Origin of the sequence: Pandoraea anapnoica (genome assembly GCF_902459765.1) — a bacterium.
Taxonomy (GTDB): domain Bacteria; phylum Pseudomonadota; class Gammaproteobacteria; order Burkholderiales; family Burkholderiaceae; genus Pandoraea; species Pandoraea anapnoica.
Genome location: NZ_CABPSP010000001.1, coordinates 93,993 through 109,130, shown reverse-complemented (window position 1 = coordinate 109,130; position 15,138 = coordinate 93,993). Strand labels below are relative to the sequence as shown.

The following is a 15,138-nucleotide window of genomic DNA, read 5'->3' as shown; positions in this document are numbered from 1 at the left end:
GGGGCGCACCGCTTGCCGGGCCGTCGTGTTTTTTCGTCGCTTGGCGACATCGGCAACATTAGCGACGTCAGGAAAGCGATTCGATGCGAGTGGAATGCGCGTAGACCTGACCGAAGCGATTCGCCAGAAAATCCGGCAACGCAATCTGTTCCTGACGCACGAAACCGTGCTGCGGGAGTTGCTTCGCGAAGAACATGTCGACGGCGGCGCAAATGGCCGACGCCGTCGTGATCTGGATGGCGCTCGCGCTGTGACCGTTGTTGCGTTCCGCGAAGATCTTGCGCGCGAACACTTCCTGCGTGAGTACGCTGCGACGCAGTCCGTTCACTACGACAAAGATGAGCACCACATCCTGCAAAGTGCTCGGAATTGCGCGCTTGAGAATCGTCTTGATCGTTTCCTGATCGTCCTTCAGACGAAGCTCGTTCAGCAGCACCTTCATCAACGCACCGTGCCCCGGATAGCGCACCGACTTGTAGTCGAGATCGCGCACGCGCCCCGCCAGCGTTTCGCATAACGTGCCGAGACCGCCCGAGGTATTGAAGGCCTCGTATTCCACACCATCGAGCGAGAAGTGTTCGAGGTCTTCCAGCGGCTGCACACTCAGGCGCGCGCCATCACGAATCGCCTCGCACGGCTGGCAGTACTCGTTGATCAGCCCGTCGACGCTCCACGTCAGGTTGTACTTCAGTGAGTTGGTCGGAAAGGCTGGCAGCGCACCCACGCGCATCTTCACCGAGTCGACGCGGTCGAACGCCGCCGCGAGGTGATGGGCCGCAATCGCGATGAAGCCCGGTGCGAGTCCGCATTGCGGCATCAGCGCTGTCGATGCGCCTTCGGCCAGTTGCGCAATTGCGTGCGTGGCCGCCACGTCCTCAGTCAGATCGAAGTAGTGACAGCCCGCTGCTACGGCGGCGGTTGCCGCGCTCGTGGCCATCGTGTATGGCAAGGCGTTGACCACGGCATCGAAGCCGGAAACGGCCCGTTGCAACGAGCCGGTGTCGTTGCCGGTGAGTTCGACAAACGCGTGTGCGTACTCGCGCACAGCTTCATAGGACTGCGCGTTCCGGTCGAATACCGTCACCCGGTAATCGCCGCTGTCATGCAATAACCGCGCGATGGTCTGGCCGATGTGTCCCGCACCCAGCAAGGCGATCTTCTTCATGTTTTCCCCCAATTCAGGAACGTCGGTCGACGCGTCGTCACGGTTTTCTGCGCGACGCGGTATGCCTCAATTCTAGGGAGAGCCTCGGATGAAATGTAGCGTTAATTCGTCAATAAATACATTGTTGGTGACGATATGTCGTGCATTTCAACTCATATCGTCATCGCAAGAGCGCCACGCCACAACTGACACGTTGAGCCAACAGCCGCACCGTGAGTCTGCAAATCGGCGCACGACTCGCACACGTATGAGCACGTTCTGAAAGCCGAGGCGGCAAGCACTTATCGATAATCTCGGCCACCCGCGCGATCGTGGCACTGTCAGGAGTCTAGATTTGTCATCCACTCGGATCTCCCCTCTCCTTCGCCCCCTTCGTCTTCTTCGTCTTCTTCGTACCTGCGCCGCAGCCGCTGTCCTCGTTGCGCTCGTGTCGACACCGGCGCGGGCCGACTGTTGGGACCTCGCCGCCGATCGCTATCGTCTCGATCCGCTGCTGTTGTACGCCATCGCACAAGTCGAATCGAATCTCGACGTGAACGCCAGCAACGTCAACCGTAACGGCACGCACGATATCGGGCTGATGCAGATCAACAGCACCCACCTGCCGACACTCTCCCGCTACGGTATGACCGAGCGTCGATTGCGTGAAGACGCCTGTGCGTCGATCGTGACTGGCGCGTGGATTCTCGCAGGCTTCGTGCGTCAGTATGGGTATGGATGGGAAGCCGTGGGCGCGTATAACGCCGGCGGCGGTGAGGCACGTGCCACGCTGCGCCAGCGCTACGCCGACAAGGTTCGCAAGCGCTATGCGGTGCTGGTGGCCGAGCGTGAAAGGCGGATGACGCTGCGGTGACGTTCAGCGCAAGCGGTCTGCACGTTGGACCTCTCGCGGATTCCTTTTTACGGCATTCATGTGTCATGAAAATGAATTTGAGGTCATTCGCAGGGATATGCCGCGATGCGTTGCATCGAGCAGACATCGGGTTCGTCATTTCGTTAATACACCTATGTAATTGCGGCGTCGTTCGATATAGTTCGGCCCGAACCCACGGGGCGCCCGTCCACAGGCGAAGGGTTCGAATTGATTAATAAGTTTTCGATAGAGGATTCGACCGATGAAAAAGACGCAACTGGCCGCCGCACTGGCTGGCGTGATCGCAGCCGCTGCAGCAGGTGCTGCACATGCGCAAAGCAACGTTTCGCTGTATGGCGTTCTCGATGGCGGTCTGGCCTACGTGAGCAACGTTGGCGGCAGCAAGAACTTCACCACGGCCGACGGCCTGCAATCGGGTAACCGCTGGGGCCTGAAGGGTTCGGAAGATCTGGGCGGCGGCACGTCGGCCATCTTCACCCTGGAGAACGGCTTCAACATCACGAACGGTGCACTGGGTCAGGGCAGCCGTGAATTCGGCCGTCAGGCATTCGTCGGTCTGTCGAACAAGACGTTCGGTAGCGTGACCATCGGTCGTCAGTACGACTCCGTGGTGGACTTCGTAAGCGGCCTGACGTCGGCCAAACAGTTTGCAACGAAGCTCGGCGCTCACGTCGGCGACGTTGACAACCTGTACAACTCGTTCCGTATCAACAACTCGATCAAGTACACGAGCGCCAACTACGCCGGGTTCTCGTTCGGCGGCTTGTATGGCTTCTCGAACCAGGCGAGCAGCAGCACGGCTGGCAGCGGCTTCGCGAACAACCGCGCATGGAGCCTGGGTGCGAGCTACGCCAACGGTCCGTTCAAGTTCGGTATCGGTTACCTGGAAGTCGGCACGCCGAACGGCGCGAACACCGGCGGTGCGGTGGCTGGCGACTACAGCGGCGACTTCTACTCGGCCAAGGTCGGCACGGCAACGGTCGGTGTGGACAAGCAGCGCGTGTTCGCCACGGGCGGCAGCTACAAGTTCGGTCCGGCTAACGTTGGCTTCGTCTACAGCAACACGCAACTGAAGTACGTTGGCGGCACGGGCGCACGCGTGTCGAACTACGAACTGAACGGCACGTACAACCTGACGCCGTCGCTGCTGCTGGGCCTGTCGTACACGTACACGGACGCAAGCACGCGTAGCGCCACGCTCGCCAACCTGAGCCCGAAGTACCACCAGGTCAACGCCGCAGTGGACTATCTGCTCTCGAAGCGTACTGACGTGTACCTGGTCGGTATCTATCAAAAGGCAGCTGGCGACGCCTCGGCCGCATCGATCAGCGGTGCTGGCGGTGCGTCGAGCACGAAGACCCAAACGGCTGTGATCTCGGGCCTGCGCCACAAGTTCTAAGCTAAACGCTTCGCGAGATGTTTAGTCGTTGATTTGAGTGCTCCAGTAGTTGAGGGAGTCCCGAAAGGGACTCCCTTTTTTGTTTGTGTCAGGGGACGAACACGATTCCAGCTTGCATCTTGCGCAAGTTTGAGTACACTCAATACTGTACAAAAACACAGTACCCATATTCCACCGGAGGAGTACAAAAGTGAATCAAACAGCCAAAGGGCTTTTCGATGTTCAGCTCGGGCCGGAAGCGTTGAGTGCCGTTGCGCAGGACACAGGGCTTAGCCGTCTCTCGCTGGACAAGACGTATCACGGGGATCTGAGGGCAACCGGTCAGGGAGAGATGCTGGCGTTTCGCAGCAGCACACCCGGCTCAGCCGGTTACGTCGCCATGGAAACCGTGCGCGGTGCGCTTCATGGACGCAACGGAACGTTTGTGTTGCAACACAGCTCGACAATGACGCGCGGTGTGCCCACGCAGTCCATTACCGTCGTGCCCGATTCCGGGACCGATGCACTGACGGGCCTGACCGGCAGCCTCGTCATCGAGATCGCCGAGGGGAAGCACGCTTACGACTTCCGCTATGCCCTTCCCGACGAACCGTCTGCCGCAGGAGAACCGACATGAGTCACCAAGGCCGCGATCGTCAGATCGACAACATCGAATTCAACGTCTCCGATATCGCACGCAGCAAAGCGTTCTACGGCAGCGTGTTCGGCTGGACCTTCACCGACTACGGTCCGACCTACACGGAATTCAGCGACGGTCGCCTCACAGGTGGCCTCACGACGGGAGAGGCCGTTCGTCCCGGTGGCCCGCTGGTGATCCTCTACGCCGACGACCTCGCCGACGCCCAACAGCGTGTCGAAGCGGCCGGTGCAACGATCAGCCGTCCTGTGTTCTCGTTTCCCGGCGGTCGCCGCTTCCACTTCGTCGATCCCGATGGTTACGAACTCGCGGTCTGGTCGGCAGCGACTTAAGCCACCGATGTCCGGGAACGACTCACGTCGACATCGCTGAGCGTACAAAGCAAAAGAGGCCCCCGTAGGTGCCTCTCTCCGAACTAGCCGACAGGGCCGGTGAACGCCAGCCCCTTCGTCATCTCACTCCACCGTGACCGACTTCGCGAGATTGCGCGGCTTGTCGACGTCGGTGCCGCGAGCGCAGGCGGTGTGATACGCGAGCAGTTGCAGCGGCACGACGTGCAAAATCGGCGACAGCTGGCCGTAGTGCTCCGGCATACGGATTACATGGAGACCTTCGGCATTCGCAATCTCCGTGTCCGCATCGGCGAACACATACAGCTGGCCGCCACGGGCGCGCACTTCCTGCATGTTCGACTTCAGCTTCTCCACCAGCGCGTCGCGCGGGGCCACCGTCACAACAGGCATCTGATCCGTCACCAGCGCCAGCGGACCATGCTTGAGTTCGCCCGCCGGATATGCCTCAGCGTGGATGTACGAGATTTCTTTGAGCTTGAGTGCGCCTTCCAGGGCAATCGGGTAGTGCAGACCGCGCCCCAGGAACAGCGCATTTTCGCGACGAGCAAACTCTTCGGCCCACGCAATGATCTGCGGCTCCAGCGCCAGCACGCTGTGCAGTGCCGACGGCAGGTGACGCAACTGCGTCAGATAGTCCGCCTCTTGCGCCGCGCTCAGACGACCACGCAACTTCGCAATCGTCAGCGTGAGCAGGAACAGTGCCGTGAGCTGCGTCGTGAACGCCTTCGTCGACGCCACGCCGATTTCCGTGCCCGCGCGCGTGAGGTAATGCAACGCGGTCTGACGCACCATCGCGCTCGTCCCCACATTGCAGATCGCGAGCGTATTCGTCATGCCCAGCGATTGCGCGTGTTGGAGCGCCGCCATCGTGTCGGCCGTCTCGCCCGATTGCGAGATCGTCACGACCAGCGTTTTCGGATTCGGCACGCTGTCGCGGTAACGATACTCACTCGCCACTTCGACCTGCGTCGGAATCTGCGCCAGCGACTCCAACCAGTACTTCGCCGTCATGCCCGAGTAGTAGCTCGTGCCGCACGCCAGAATCAGAATCGAATCGACGTTGCTGAGCACCGCTTCGGCCTTCTCGCCGAAAAGCGTCGGCGAAATACCTTCGACGCCTTCCATCGTGTCGCCGATCGCGCGCGGTTGCTCGAAGATTTCCTTCTGCATGTAGTGACGATACGGTCCCAGCTCCACGGCGCCCGTATAAGCCTGAACGGTGCGCACTTCGCGCTCGACAGCCGCATCGTTGCGATCCACGATCTTCACGCCGTCCAGCGTGAGTTCGACGACATCGCCCTCTTCCAGATAGATGAACTGATCGGTTGTGCCAGCCAGCGCCAGCGCGTCCGACGCGAGGAAGTTTTCGCCCTCGCCCACTCCGACCACGAGCGGCGAGCCCGCACGTGCACCGATGACGCGATGCGGCTCCTGCTTACGGAACACGGCAATGGCATAAGCGCCATGCAGACGACGCGTCGCCAGACGGACCGCCTGATACAGATCGCCAGCCGCGCCGTTGGACAGAATGTGGTGAATCAGATGGGCGATGACTTCGGTGTCGGTTTGCGACACGAACTCGTAGCCAAGACCGCGCAATTCGTCACGCAGGCTCTCGTGGTTCTCGATGATGCCGTTATGAACCAGCGCCACTTCGTCGCGCGAGAAAATCGGGTGCGCGTTGTTCGTGACCGGTGCGCCGTGCGTTGCCCAGCGCGTGTGGGCAATGCCCGTCTCGCCCGTCAATTGCGTTTGGGCAAGCTGCTCGTCGAGGTCAGCCACGCGCGAGACGCTGCGTGCGCGTTGCGGCACGCCGTCCTTAAGCACTGCCACGCCACAGGAGTCGTAGCCACGATATTCGAGACGACGCAAACCTTCAACCAACACCGGTACAATATTTCGCCGCGCCACCGCGCCGACAATGCCGCACATATTCGCCTTCCTCAGTGCCAGAAACTCTGACTCGTTCTATCGGATGAGATCCGTGTTCACTCACCAGCGCACGCCAATGGAACATGCGCCAGCACATAACCGCCGATTTTACTGCTTCTGCTTGCGCGGGCGGACATAACCCGTCTTCGCTTCCTGCGTCTTGCCGTTGAGCACCAGTGCATCTTCCGGCGTGTCCTTCCAGACGGTCGTGCCCGCAGCAATCGTCGTACCGCGTCGGACCGTGACGGGCGCGACGAGCTGCGTGTCCGAACCGATGAAGACATCGTCCTCGATAATCGTGCGGTGCTTGTTCGCGCCGTCGTAGTTGCACGTAATCGTACCCGCACCGATATTCACGCGCGCACCCACGGTCGAATCGCCGACGTACGCCAGATGGTTCGCCTTCGAACCCTTGGCCATCGACGCATTCTTCACTTCCACGAAGTTGCCGATGTGCACGTCGTCCGCCAGCTCGGCACCCGGACGCAGACGCGCGTACGGTCCGATGACGGCATCCGACCCGACCACTGCGCCGTCCAGATGGCTGAACGCCTCGATACAGGTGCCCGCACCGATCGTGGTGTTGCGAATGATGCAGTTCGCCCCGATGGTCGCACCGTCGCCGATCGTGACCTTGCCTTCGAAGATGCAGTTCACATCGATGGAAACGTCGGTGCCGCAGACGATCTCCCCGCGAACATCGAAGCGCGCCGGATCGATCAGCGTGACGCCAGCCGCGAGCAGCGCGCCCGCCGCATTGCGCTGATAATCGCGCTCCAGTTCGGCCAGTTGCGCCTTGTCGTTCACGCCGTTCGGCTCCCACGCAAACGCCGGCTGCGTGGTGACGACGGACACGCCGTCCGCCACCGCACAGGCGATCACGTCGGTCAGGTAGTACTCACCCTGCGCATTCTGGTTCTTCAGGCCGCCGAGCCATCCCTTGAGCGCGCGCGTCGGGGCGACGACGATACCCGTATTGATCTCGCGAATCGCCAGCTCGGCCTCATTGGCGTCTTTCTGTTCGACGATACGCTGCACGTTGCCTGCGGCGTCACGCACAATGCGGCCGTAGCCTGTCGGGTTGTCGAGATCGACGGTGAGCACACCCAGCTTGTCGTTGCCCGCCGCATCGAGCAGCCCTTGCAACGTTTCAACGCGCGTGAGCGGCACGTCACCGTACAGCACGAGCGTGGGCACCGATTCGTCGAGCTGCGACGCCGCTTGCTGCACGGCGTGCCCAGTCCCCAACTGCTGCGCCTGCTCTGCGAACAGGATGTCGTCACCGGACACGGCTTCGCGCACGGCATCGCCACCGTGGCCGATCACTACGATGAGCTTGCCCGGCGCGAGTTGACGCGCCGTCGCAATCACGTGCGAGAGCAGCGGGCGGCCGGCCAGCGGCTGCAACACCTTGGGCAACTTCGAGCGCATGCGCTTACCCATGCCGGCGGCGAGAATCACAATATTCATGGCGTCGTGACGATTCGAAAGTGGAAGGCTTGTGTCTGTGTGTCTGGATCTCGCGTCCCCGGCCGATGACGGCGCGGGGATCACTGAGAACGCCGTCTGGCGTACGATTCGGTTCGCAAAGTGCTCGCCGGTCGTGCGTCAGCCGTCGATGTCGATCAGTCGTCGAATTGCGTCAATTGATTGATGCGGATGATGCCCGCATCGTCCTCATCGCCGCAGGGCGCTTCGTCGAACGCAATGTCGCCGAGCGGGTCGGGTTGCCCCGTCGCACGCAAATTCCGGAAGTCGTGAAGGTTCGTGTCCATCAGATGCGACGGCACCACGTTCGACAACGCGCTGAAAATCGACTTGATGCGCCCCGGGTGCTGCTTTTCCCACAGGCGGATGAGCGACTTCATCTCGGCGCGCTTCAGGTTCGGCTGGCTGCCGCACAACGTGCACGGAATGATCGGGAACTGCTTGTACTCGGCATAACGTTCGAGATCCGGCTCGCGCACATACGCTAGCGGTCGGATCACCACGTTCTTGCCGTCGTCCGATTGCAGCTTCGGCGGCATGCCCTTGAGCTTGCCACCGTAGAAGATGTTCAGGAACAGCGTCTCGATGATGTCGTCGCGATGGTGGCCCAGCGCGATCTTCGTCGCACCGAGTTCGCCGGCCACGCGATAAAGAATGCCGCGACGCAGACGCGAGCACAGCGAGCATGTGGTCTTGCCTTCGGGCACCACGCGCTTGACGATGGAATACGTGTCCTGATTCTCGATGTGGAAGTCCACGCCGATGGAACGGAAGTAATCCGGCAGCACGTGTTCGGGAAAACCGGGCTGCTTCTGATCGAGGTTGACGGCGACGATGGAGAAGTCGATCGGGGCCCGCTCGCGCAGCTTGAGCAAGATGTCGAGCATGGCGTAGCTGTCCTTACCGCCGGACATACACACCATTACGCGATCGCCCTGCTCGATCATGTTGTAGTCGCCGATGGCCTGCCCCGTCAGACGGAACAGGCGCTTTTCGAGCTTATTGTTCTCGAACGCGAGCTTCTGCGCTTTCTTCACGCTGTCGGCGGCGACGGCATTGCCGGTCGCGGCCAGTGGCGCGCCGGTCTCGGGCATGACGGCACTCATGTCAGGCATCCTTCATCTGAAACACTTCGATGCCGACCGAGTGGCAATCGGGGTAGACGTCGGGCTTCTCGGTCGACACACCCACAGCACGAACGCGCGGATGCGCCAGCAGCGCACGCGCGACGTCGTCGCAAAGGGTTTCCTGCAAATGGATGTGGCCCTGCCCCACGCGCTTGGCGATGGTCTCGCGCATGAAGTCGTAATCCACGACTTCGTCGAGCTTGTCTTCCCTGGGCGTGCTCTCGGCGAGCGGGACGAACAGTTGCACGTTGATCAGCACGCGCTGCTCGCCACGCTTTTCGTGATCGTGCACGCCGATGTTGATGAACACCTCGTAGTCGCGCAGGAACATGCGACGGCAGTCCATCAGGCGGGGGTGGGAAAGAGCGCTATGCATTTTGAAGACTCGTAATGACAATCAACGAGACCGGTCGGCATCGGCCGGCTCGGTCAGAAATTTCACGTCGCGCGACGAACTCGCGAGATGTTGGCCACCGTCCACATACAACACAGTGCCGGTGACGGCGGGCGCCTGCGCCAGATAGGCGACGGCTTCGGCAATGTCGTCCGGCGTGGACGACGCGCCCAGCGGCGTCGACGCATGCGCGGCGGCAAAGCCCGCTGGCGTCTGGTCGACGGACAGGAGCGTGACACCCGGGGCTACGCCGACAACCCGCAGGCGCGGTGCAAAGGCTTGTGCCAGCAAGGTCGTCGCCACGTCGAGCGCCGCCTTCGACAGCGTGTACGACAGGTAATCGGGGTTCGGATTCGCCAGCTTCTGATCGAGCAGATTGACGATGACGCCACGCCCGGCCTCACCGAGCGCCGCGTGCATCTCGCGCGCCAGCACCAGCGGCGCGCCTGCATTGACGCGCATGTGGCGCTCCAGCGCCTGGTAGCCGAAATCGTCGGCGCAGTCGTACTCGAAGCGCGACGCATTGTTCACCAGACACGTCGGTACGCCCAGCGCCTCACGGCAACGCCCGATCAGCGCGACGGTGGCGGCTTCGTCGGCGAGCGACGCCTGCAATGCGACCGCGCGGCGGCCCATCGCCTCGATGGCGGCGACCGTTTCAAGCGCCTCGTCATGCGAGCGCTCGTAGTGCACGGCGACGTCCCAGCCCAGGCTCGCGAGCTTCAGCGCGATGGCGCGTCCGATGCGGCGTGCGCCGCCGGTCACCAGCGCAACACGCGACACGCGCAGCACGTCGGACGTGCGAGCGGCGTCGTTTGCGTCGGGGACAGGGCGTGGCGTCGATGCAACGGTCATGCGGCGAATTCCTGTATCTGAGCGGGCGGATGAACGAACTTCGGGCGGCCTGAGGCTTCAGCGGCAGCGGGACACGACAGCCTGCGAGCCTTCGGCAGGGCTCCTGACGGAAGCCGCGCGTTGCGCAAACTGGTGAAAAACACGCAAAAACAATCGAAAACCGGCAAAAATCGGCGTAAAAAACGTCGAATTCGCCCACAGACGCACTATCTCAACCATAGCAGCCAGTCTGCACCGTCTCCGTTACAATGCCCGCATGAATCAGGCCGCACCGAAACCCCATAGTTTACCCGTTCCGGAGACGGACGCGCTCGAACACTCGCGCCGTCTCACGGCATATCTTGCCGACGCCATCGACGCGGACGGCGGCTGGTTGCCGTTCGACCGCTTCATGGAGTTGGCGCTGTACGCACCCGGCCTCGGCTATTACGCCGCCGGCGCCGCCAAGTTCGGACGCCTCGCCGCCGACGGCAGCGACTTCGTCACCGCGCCGGAACTCACACCGTTCTTCGCGCGCACGCTCGCGCGCCAGATCGGCGAAGTCTTCGAACAGACGGGCGACGCGCAGGTACTGGAATTCGGTGCAGGCTCGGGACGCCTCGCCGCCGATCTGCTGCTCGCGCTCGAAGCCGAAGGCACGCCGTGCGAGCAGTACTCGATCATGGAACTCTCGGGTGAGCTTCGCGCCCGCCAGCGTGACACCATCGAAAAAGCCGCACCTCATCTGCTCGATCGCGTGACGTGGCTCGACCAGTTGCCCGACGCCTTCCACGGCACGATGATCGGCAACGAAGTCCTCGACGCCATGCCCGTGCGCCTGTGGGCGCGCCGCCCGGACGCCAGCGGTCAGCCGGTCTGGTTCGAGCGCGGTGTCGTGCGCACGCCGGAAGGCTTCGCGTGGGAGGAGCGGCTTTACACCGGCCCGCTGCCGGGGGCGCTCCACGCATTGGCCGATCTGCCCCCGACGCAGGAATATCTGACGGAGACGCACGAAGCCGCCTCGGCCTTCGTACGCAGCGTCGCCCCCTTGCTCGCGCGCGGCTTGCTGCTGCTGATCGATTACGGCTTCCCCGCACGCGAGTACTACCATCCGCAACGCGCAGGCGGCACGCTCATGTGCCACTACCGTCACCACGCGCACGACGACCCCTTCTATTACCCCGGCTTGCAGGACATCACCGCGCACGTGGAATTCTCGGGCATCGCCGACGCCGGTGTGGAAGCCGGTCTCGACCTGCTGGGCTTCACGTCGCAGGCGCGTTTCCTGATGAATGCGGGTATCGTCGATCTGATGAGCGCGCTCGATCCGCTTGATCCGAAGACGTTCCTGCCTGCGGCTGCCGCCGCTCAGAAACTGCTCTCCGAGGCCGAGATGGGCGAACTCTTCAAGGTCATCGCCTTCGGACGCGCGATGGACGAATGGGCCGGTCTGGTCGGCTTCGTCAACGGCGACCGCAGTCACGCGCTCTGATCCGCTACGCCGGACATCACATCCAACACGCGTCCAAATCACACCCAACCGAGAGGCCGCCCCGATGTTTCGCTGGATGTTCACCATCTTCTTCGCGATCTGCGTCCTCTCGGCAGCCGCCCCCTGGCTGACCAAACTCGGTATCGGCCGCTTGCCCGGTGACGTGCGTCTGCGCTGGCGCGGGAAGGAAATGGTCTTCCCGTTCGCCTCGACCGTGCTGCTCTCGCTCGTCTTCAACCTGCTGATTCGTTTGCTGTAACAGTCGCCGCACTCCGCAACCGCCGCAACACCCGTTGCAACGCCGCGCGTCAGCGGCGCCTCGCTCGTTCTCGCCACACCGCCCGTCTTCCCCGTAAGTCCCCGCCATCGGTTCTCCGCACCGTCGCGTCTCACGCCGTGAGGCATGCCCTTGTCGTTTTTCCGGGTTAACTATGATTTGATCATTTGTTGCAAAAAAATTAACATGAAACAAATGATTCAATGATGAATCACGGGAAGACCATTTCAGGAGCAGGACATGATCAAGACGCGATTGACCGGGGTGATGCGCGGGGTGCTGGCCGTAGCGATGACGTTGGCGGCCGGTGCGACGCTGGCGCAGGGCGCATCGGAGACGCTGCAAAAGATCGAAAGCAGCGGCGTGATTTCCATCGGCCATCGCGAATCGTCGATTCCGTTCTCGTACTACGACAACGGTCACAACGTCATCGGTTACTCGCAAGACCTGTGCAACAAGGTCGTCGACGCCGTCAAAACGCGTCTGAAGAAGCCCGATCTGCAAGTCCGCTTCATTCCCGTCACGTCGCAGAACCGCATCGCACTCGTGCAGAACGGCACGGTCGACATCGAGTGCGGCGTGACGACGAACCTCACGGCGCGTCAGTCGCAGGTCAATTTCTCGAACACGTTCTTCGTCGCGGGCACGCGCCTCCTGACGAACAAGAATTCCGGCATCAAGGACTTCCCGGATCTGGCGGGTAAGCCCGTGGTGACCAATGCTGGCACGACCTCGGAGCGCATCCTGAACAAGATGAACAACGAGAAGAAGATGGGCATGAACGTCATTTCCGGCAAGGATTACGGCGAGTCGTTCACCATGCTTCAGGGCGGACGCGTTCAGGCGTTCATGATGGATGACGTGTTGCTCGCCGGTGCGCGCACGATGGGCCGCAATCCCGATGAGTGGGTCGTGACGGGCAAGCCGCAGTCGTTCGAAGCGTACGGCTTCATGATGAAGCACGGCGACACCGAGTTCAAAAAGCTGGTGGACGACACGCTCGCCGGCGTGATGAAGAGCGGCGAGATCAACGCCATGTACAAGAAGTGGTTCGAGACGCCGGTGCCGCCGAAGAACATCAACTTCAATTTCCCGATGAGCGAGCAGCTCAAGCAGCTCTACGCGAACCCGAACGACAAGGCGTTCGAGTAAGCAAGACAAGGGCGGTGGGGAAAGCGACGCGATAGCGAAGCAAACAACGAGGGGCATGCGAGATTCGGAAGTCTCGCATGCCCCTCTGTCGTTCGGGCCAACGAATGGCTTAGTTGTCTTCGCCGACGAACCCTGCCGCCTCGACGGCATCGATGCGCGCGGCCTGAACCGCTTCGCGAATCTTCCCCGGGTTGTCTGCGTATTGCCCCGCCACCGCTCCGGCATCGATGCTTCGTGCCGCGTCCAGCGCCGCGAGCAAACGCTCGCGTTGCGGATACGGCGCCGTCGCGAAATCACCGCCACGTCCACGTGCATCGGCCTCGCACGCTTGCAGCACTTCGAGGAACCGCTCCGGTTTTCGCAGTGCGTCGCACCGCTCCAGCAGGCGCACCAGCGCACCCGCGCCAAACTTCTGACTTGCATGGATGTTGCCATGCTCGCGCGCCACGACCTGCGCCAGTTCACGGCACTCGACCGGCACGCGCAACCGCGCGCACAACGGGCCAAGCAAACCGACGCTGCGTCCCTCGTGTCCGATGTGACGCGGCAGGACGTCTTCCGGCGTGGTGCCCTTGCCGAGATCGTGCGTGAGCGCGGCGAAACGAACCGGCAGCGAATAGCCCTGCCGCGCGGCGTAGTCGAGCACCATCATCACATGCACGCCGGTGTCCACCTCGGGATGGAAGTCGGCACGTTGCGGCACGCCCCACAACTGGGAGACTTCCGGCAGAATGCGCGCGAGCGCCCCTGACTCACGGAGAACATCGAACATTCGCGACGGGCGATGCTCCATCAACCCGCGCGAAATTTCCTGCCAGACCCGCTCGGCTACCAGCGCATCGACCTCGCCGTTGGCCGTCATCGTCTGCATCAGCGCCATCGTCTCGTCGGCAACGGTGAAGTCGGTGAAGCGCGCGGCGAAACGTGCGCAGCGCAGAATGCGCACCGGATCTTCTGCAAACGCTTCGCCGACATGACGAAACACACGGGCGTCCAGGTCGCGCTTGCCACCGTAGGGATCGACCAGCACGTCGGACAGACTGTCGTCCGGCAGCACTTCACGCGCCATGGCGTTGATGGTGAAGTCGCGCCGGATCAGATCCTCTTCCAGCGTGACTTCCGGCGCGAAGTAGAACGAGAAGCCGTGATAGCCGCGCGCCGTTTTGCGCTCGGTGCGCGCCAGCGCGTACTCGGCTTGTGTCTTGGGATGCAGAAACACCGGGAAGTCGCGCCCCACCGGACGGAAGCCCTGTCGCACCATCTCTTCCGGCGTCGCACCGACCACGACATAGTCGCGGTCCTTCACAGGCAGTCCCAACATGGCGTCGCGAATCGCGCCGCCGACGGCGTAAATCTTCATGGGCGCACGTCGTAGAAAGCGACGCTCTGCGTCTCCGCGCGCCCGGCCGCCACCCACGCCTGCACGGCAGGCACTTCGCGGATGCGCTCGGCATACGCCTGTGCGTGCGGCGACAATGCGGGCTCGAACGTCGCGAAGCGCATGACGATGGGCGCATAGAACGCGTCGGCAATCGAGAAGTCGCCAAAGAGGAACGGACCTTCGTAGCGCGCGAGGCAGTCTTCCCAGATCGCTTCGACGCGACGGACGTCGGCGAGCGCCTCGGGTGTCGCACCGGCACCGGGCCAGTGGGCCGCAACGTTCATCCACATATTCGTGCGCAAAGCGGTGAAACCGCTGTGCATCTCGGCGCAGATGCTACGGGCATGTGCGCGAGTGCCCAGCGACTTCGGCCACAGCGGCAGATGCGGATAGGCGTCGGCCAGATATTCGCAGATGGCGAGCGAATCCCAGACGGTGATGCCGTTGTCAATCAGACAGGGCACCTTGCCCGTGGGCGAATAGCGCAGGATCTGCTCGCGCGAATCGGGCTGCGCGAGCCACACGTTCTTCTCTTCGAATGCGATGCCAAAGTGCTTGAGCAGCACCCAGGGACGCATTGACCACGAGGAGTATTTTTTGTTGGCGATGATGAGTTGCATGAGGACCTTCTTT

Annotated in this window: 15 protein-coding genes; 7 read left to right on the top strand and 8 right to left on the bottom strand. The window is 62.2% G+C overall.

Annotated elements, in window-relative coordinates; genetic code table 11:
• Positions 1-67 precede the first annotated feature (67 nt).
• The gene (locus PAN31117_RS00530; RefSeq protein ID WP_150736485.1) at positions 68-1,165 is read right to left on the bottom strand and encodes a saccharopine dehydrogenase family protein; all 1,098 of its coding nucleotides are present in this window, start codon (positions 1,163-1,165) and stop codon (positions 68-70) included.
• A gap of 334 nt (positions 1,166-1,499) precedes the next feature.
• On the opposite strand from PAN31117_RS00530, the gene PAN31117_RS00525 reads away from it, so the two are divergent.
• From PAN31117_RS00525 to PAN31117_RS00510, 4 genes are all read left to right on the top strand, one after another.
• Positions 1,500-2,018, top strand: coding sequence for a transglycosylase SLT domain-containing protein (locus PAN31117_RS00525; protein ID WP_246188856.1), 519 nt, complete (start codon positions 1,500-1,502; stop codon positions 2,016-2,018).
• Positions 2,019-2,280: 262 nt separating this feature from the next.
• A complete protein-coding gene (locus PAN31117_RS00520) occupies positions 2,281-3,438 on the top strand; it encodes a porin (RefSeq protein ID WP_150736484.1) in 1,158 nt (385 codons plus the stop codon).
• Between the two features lie 190 nt (positions 3,439-3,628).
• Entirely contained in the window at positions 3,629-4,054 is a 426-nt protein-coding gene (locus PAN31117_RS00515) for a DUF3224 domain-containing protein (RefSeq protein WP_150736483.1), read from the top strand.
• Complete coding sequence (locus PAN31117_RS00510) at positions 4,051-4,407, top strand: VOC family protein (protein WP_150736482.1); 357 nt, start codon at positions 4,051-4,053, stop codon at positions 4,405-4,407. The genes PAN31117_RS00515 and PAN31117_RS00510 overlap by 4 nt, the downstream gene beginning before the upstream one ends.
• A gap of 123 nt (positions 4,408-4,530) precedes the next feature.
• On the opposite strand, the gene glmS is transcribed toward PAN31117_RS00510, so the two are convergent.
• From glmS to PAN31117_RS00485, 5 genes are all read right to left on the bottom strand, one after another.
• On the bottom strand, positions 4,531-6,360 hold the full coding sequence (gene glmS / locus PAN31117_RS00505; protein ID WP_150736481.1) for a glutamine--fructose-6-phosphate transaminase (isomerizing): 1,830 nt from the start codon (positions 6,358-6,360) through the stop codon (positions 4,531-4,533).
• A gap of 108 nt (positions 6,361-6,468) precedes the next feature.
• Positions 6,469-7,830: a bifunctional UDP-N-acetylglucosamine diphosphorylase/glucosamine-1-phosphate N-acetyltransferase GlmU gene (gene glmU / locus PAN31117_RS00500; protein WP_150736480.1), complete on the bottom strand. Its 1,362-nt coding sequence runs from the start codon at positions 7,828-7,830 to the stop codon at positions 6,469-6,471.
• A 155-nt stretch (positions 7,831-7,985) separates the two neighbouring features.
• Entirely contained in the window at positions 7,986-8,942 is a 957-nt protein-coding gene (ttcA, locus tag PAN31117_RS00495; RefSeq protein WP_150736897.1) for a tRNA 2-thiocytidine(32) synthetase TtcA, read from the bottom strand.
• 13 nt (positions 8,943-8,955) lie between these two features.
• Positions 8,956-9,351 (bottom strand): dihydroneopterin aldolase, encoded by a 396-nt coding sequence (locus tag PAN31117_RS00490; RefSeq protein ID WP_150736479.1) that lies wholly within the window; start codon positions 9,349-9,351, stop codon positions 8,956-8,958.
• 21 nt (positions 9,352-9,372) lie between these two features.
• The gene (locus PAN31117_RS00485; RefSeq protein WP_150736478.1) at positions 9,373-10,224 is read right to left on the bottom strand and encodes an SDR family oxidoreductase; all 852 of its coding nucleotides are present in this window, start codon (positions 10,222-10,224) and stop codon (positions 9,373-9,375) included.
• Positions 10,225-10,480: 256 nt separating this feature from the next.
• Here PAN31117_RS00485 and PAN31117_RS00480 point away from each other — a divergent pair, with 256 nt between their 5' ends.
• From PAN31117_RS00480 to PAN31117_RS00470, 3 genes are all read left to right on the top strand, one after another.
• Positions 10,481-11,695 carry a class I SAM-dependent methyltransferase gene (locus PAN31117_RS00480; RefSeq protein WP_150736477.1) on the top strand — a complete coding sequence of 405 codons (1,215 nt, stop codon included), beginning with the start codon at positions 10,481-10,483 and terminating at the stop codon, positions 11,693-11,695.
• A gap of 64 nt (positions 11,696-11,759) precedes the next feature.
• Positions 11,760-11,954, top strand: a complete 195-nt coding sequence (locus PAN31117_RS00475; protein ID WP_044453465.1) for a DUF2905 domain-containing protein — start codon at positions 11,760-11,762, stop codon at positions 11,952-11,954.
• A 258-nt stretch (positions 11,955-12,212) separates the two neighbouring features.
• Positions 12,213-13,124: a glutamate/aspartate ABC transporter substrate-binding protein gene (locus PAN31117_RS00470; protein ID WP_150736476.1), complete on the top strand. Its 912-nt coding sequence runs from the start codon at positions 12,213-12,215 to the stop codon at positions 13,122-13,124.
• 109 nt (positions 13,125-13,233) lie between these two features.
• Here the strand turns inward: PAN31117_RS00470 and PAN31117_RS00465 are convergent, their stop codons facing one another.
• Both PAN31117_RS00465 and PAN31117_RS00460 read right to left on the bottom strand, forming a co-directional pair.
• Positions 13,234-14,484 carry a multifunctional CCA addition/repair protein gene (locus tag PAN31117_RS00465; RefSeq protein ID WP_150736475.1) on the bottom strand — a complete coding sequence of 417 codons (1,251 nt, stop codon included), beginning with the start codon at positions 14,482-14,484 and terminating at the stop codon, positions 13,234-13,236.
• Positions 14,481-15,125 (bottom strand): glutathione S-transferase family protein, encoded by a 645-nt coding sequence (locus PAN31117_RS00460; protein WP_150736474.1) that lies wholly within the window; start codon positions 15,123-15,125, stop codon positions 14,481-14,483. The genes PAN31117_RS00465 and PAN31117_RS00460 overlap by 4 nt, the downstream gene beginning before the upstream one ends.
• Positions 15,126-15,138 lie beyond the last annotated feature (13 nt).

Excerpts from the sequence above, each read along its gene's own strand:
- PAN31117_RS00530 (WP_150736485.1), bottom strand. The coding sequence starts at position 1,165 with ATGAAGAAGATCGCCTTGCTGGGTGCGGGACACATCGGCCAGACCATC.
- PAN31117_RS00520 (WP_150736484.1), top strand. The coding sequence starts at position 2,281 with ATGAAAAAGACGCAACTGGCCGCCGCACTGGCTGGCGTGATCGCAGCC.
- PAN31117_RS00510 (WP_150736482.1), top strand. The coding sequence starts at position 4,051 with ATGAGTCACCAAGGCCGCGATCGTCAGATCGACAACATCGAATTCAAC.
- glmS (WP_150736481.1), bottom strand. The coding sequence starts at position 6,360 with ATGTGCGGCATTGTCGGCGCGGTGGCGCGGCGAAATATTGTACCGGTG.
- glmU (WP_150736480.1), bottom strand. The coding sequence starts at position 7,830 with ATGAATATTGTGATTCTCGCCGCCGGCATGGGTAAGCGCATGCGCTCG.
- ttcA (WP_150736897.1), bottom strand. The coding sequence starts at position 8,942 with ATGCCCGAGACCGGCGCGCCACTGGCCGCGACCGGCAATGCCGTCGCC.
- PAN31117_RS00490 (WP_150736479.1), bottom strand. The coding sequence starts at position 9,351 with ATGCATAGCGCTCTTTCCCACCCCCGCCTGATGGACTGCCGTCGCATG.
- PAN31117_RS00485 (WP_150736478.1), bottom strand. The coding sequence starts at position 10,224 with ATGACCGTTGCATCGACGCCACGCCCTGTCCCCGACGCAAACGACGCC.
- PAN31117_RS00480 (WP_150736477.1), top strand. The coding sequence starts at position 10,481 with ATGAATCAGGCCGCACCGAAACCCCATAGTTTACCCGTTCCGGAGACG.
- PAN31117_RS00475 (WP_044453465.1), top strand. The coding sequence starts at position 11,760 with ATGTTTCGCTGGATGTTCACCATCTTCTTCGCGATCTGCGTCCTCTCG.
- PAN31117_RS00470 (WP_150736476.1), top strand. The coding sequence starts at position 12,213 with ATGATCAAGACGCGATTGACCGGGGTGATGCGCGGGGTGCTGGCCGTA.
- PAN31117_RS00465 (WP_150736475.1), bottom strand. The coding sequence starts at position 14,484 with ATGAAGATTTACGCCGTCGGCGGCGCGATTCGCGACGCCATGTTGGGA.
- PAN31117_RS00460 (WP_150736474.1), bottom strand. The coding sequence starts at position 15,125 with ATGCAACTCATCATCGCCAACAAAAAATACTCCTCGTGGTCAATGCGT.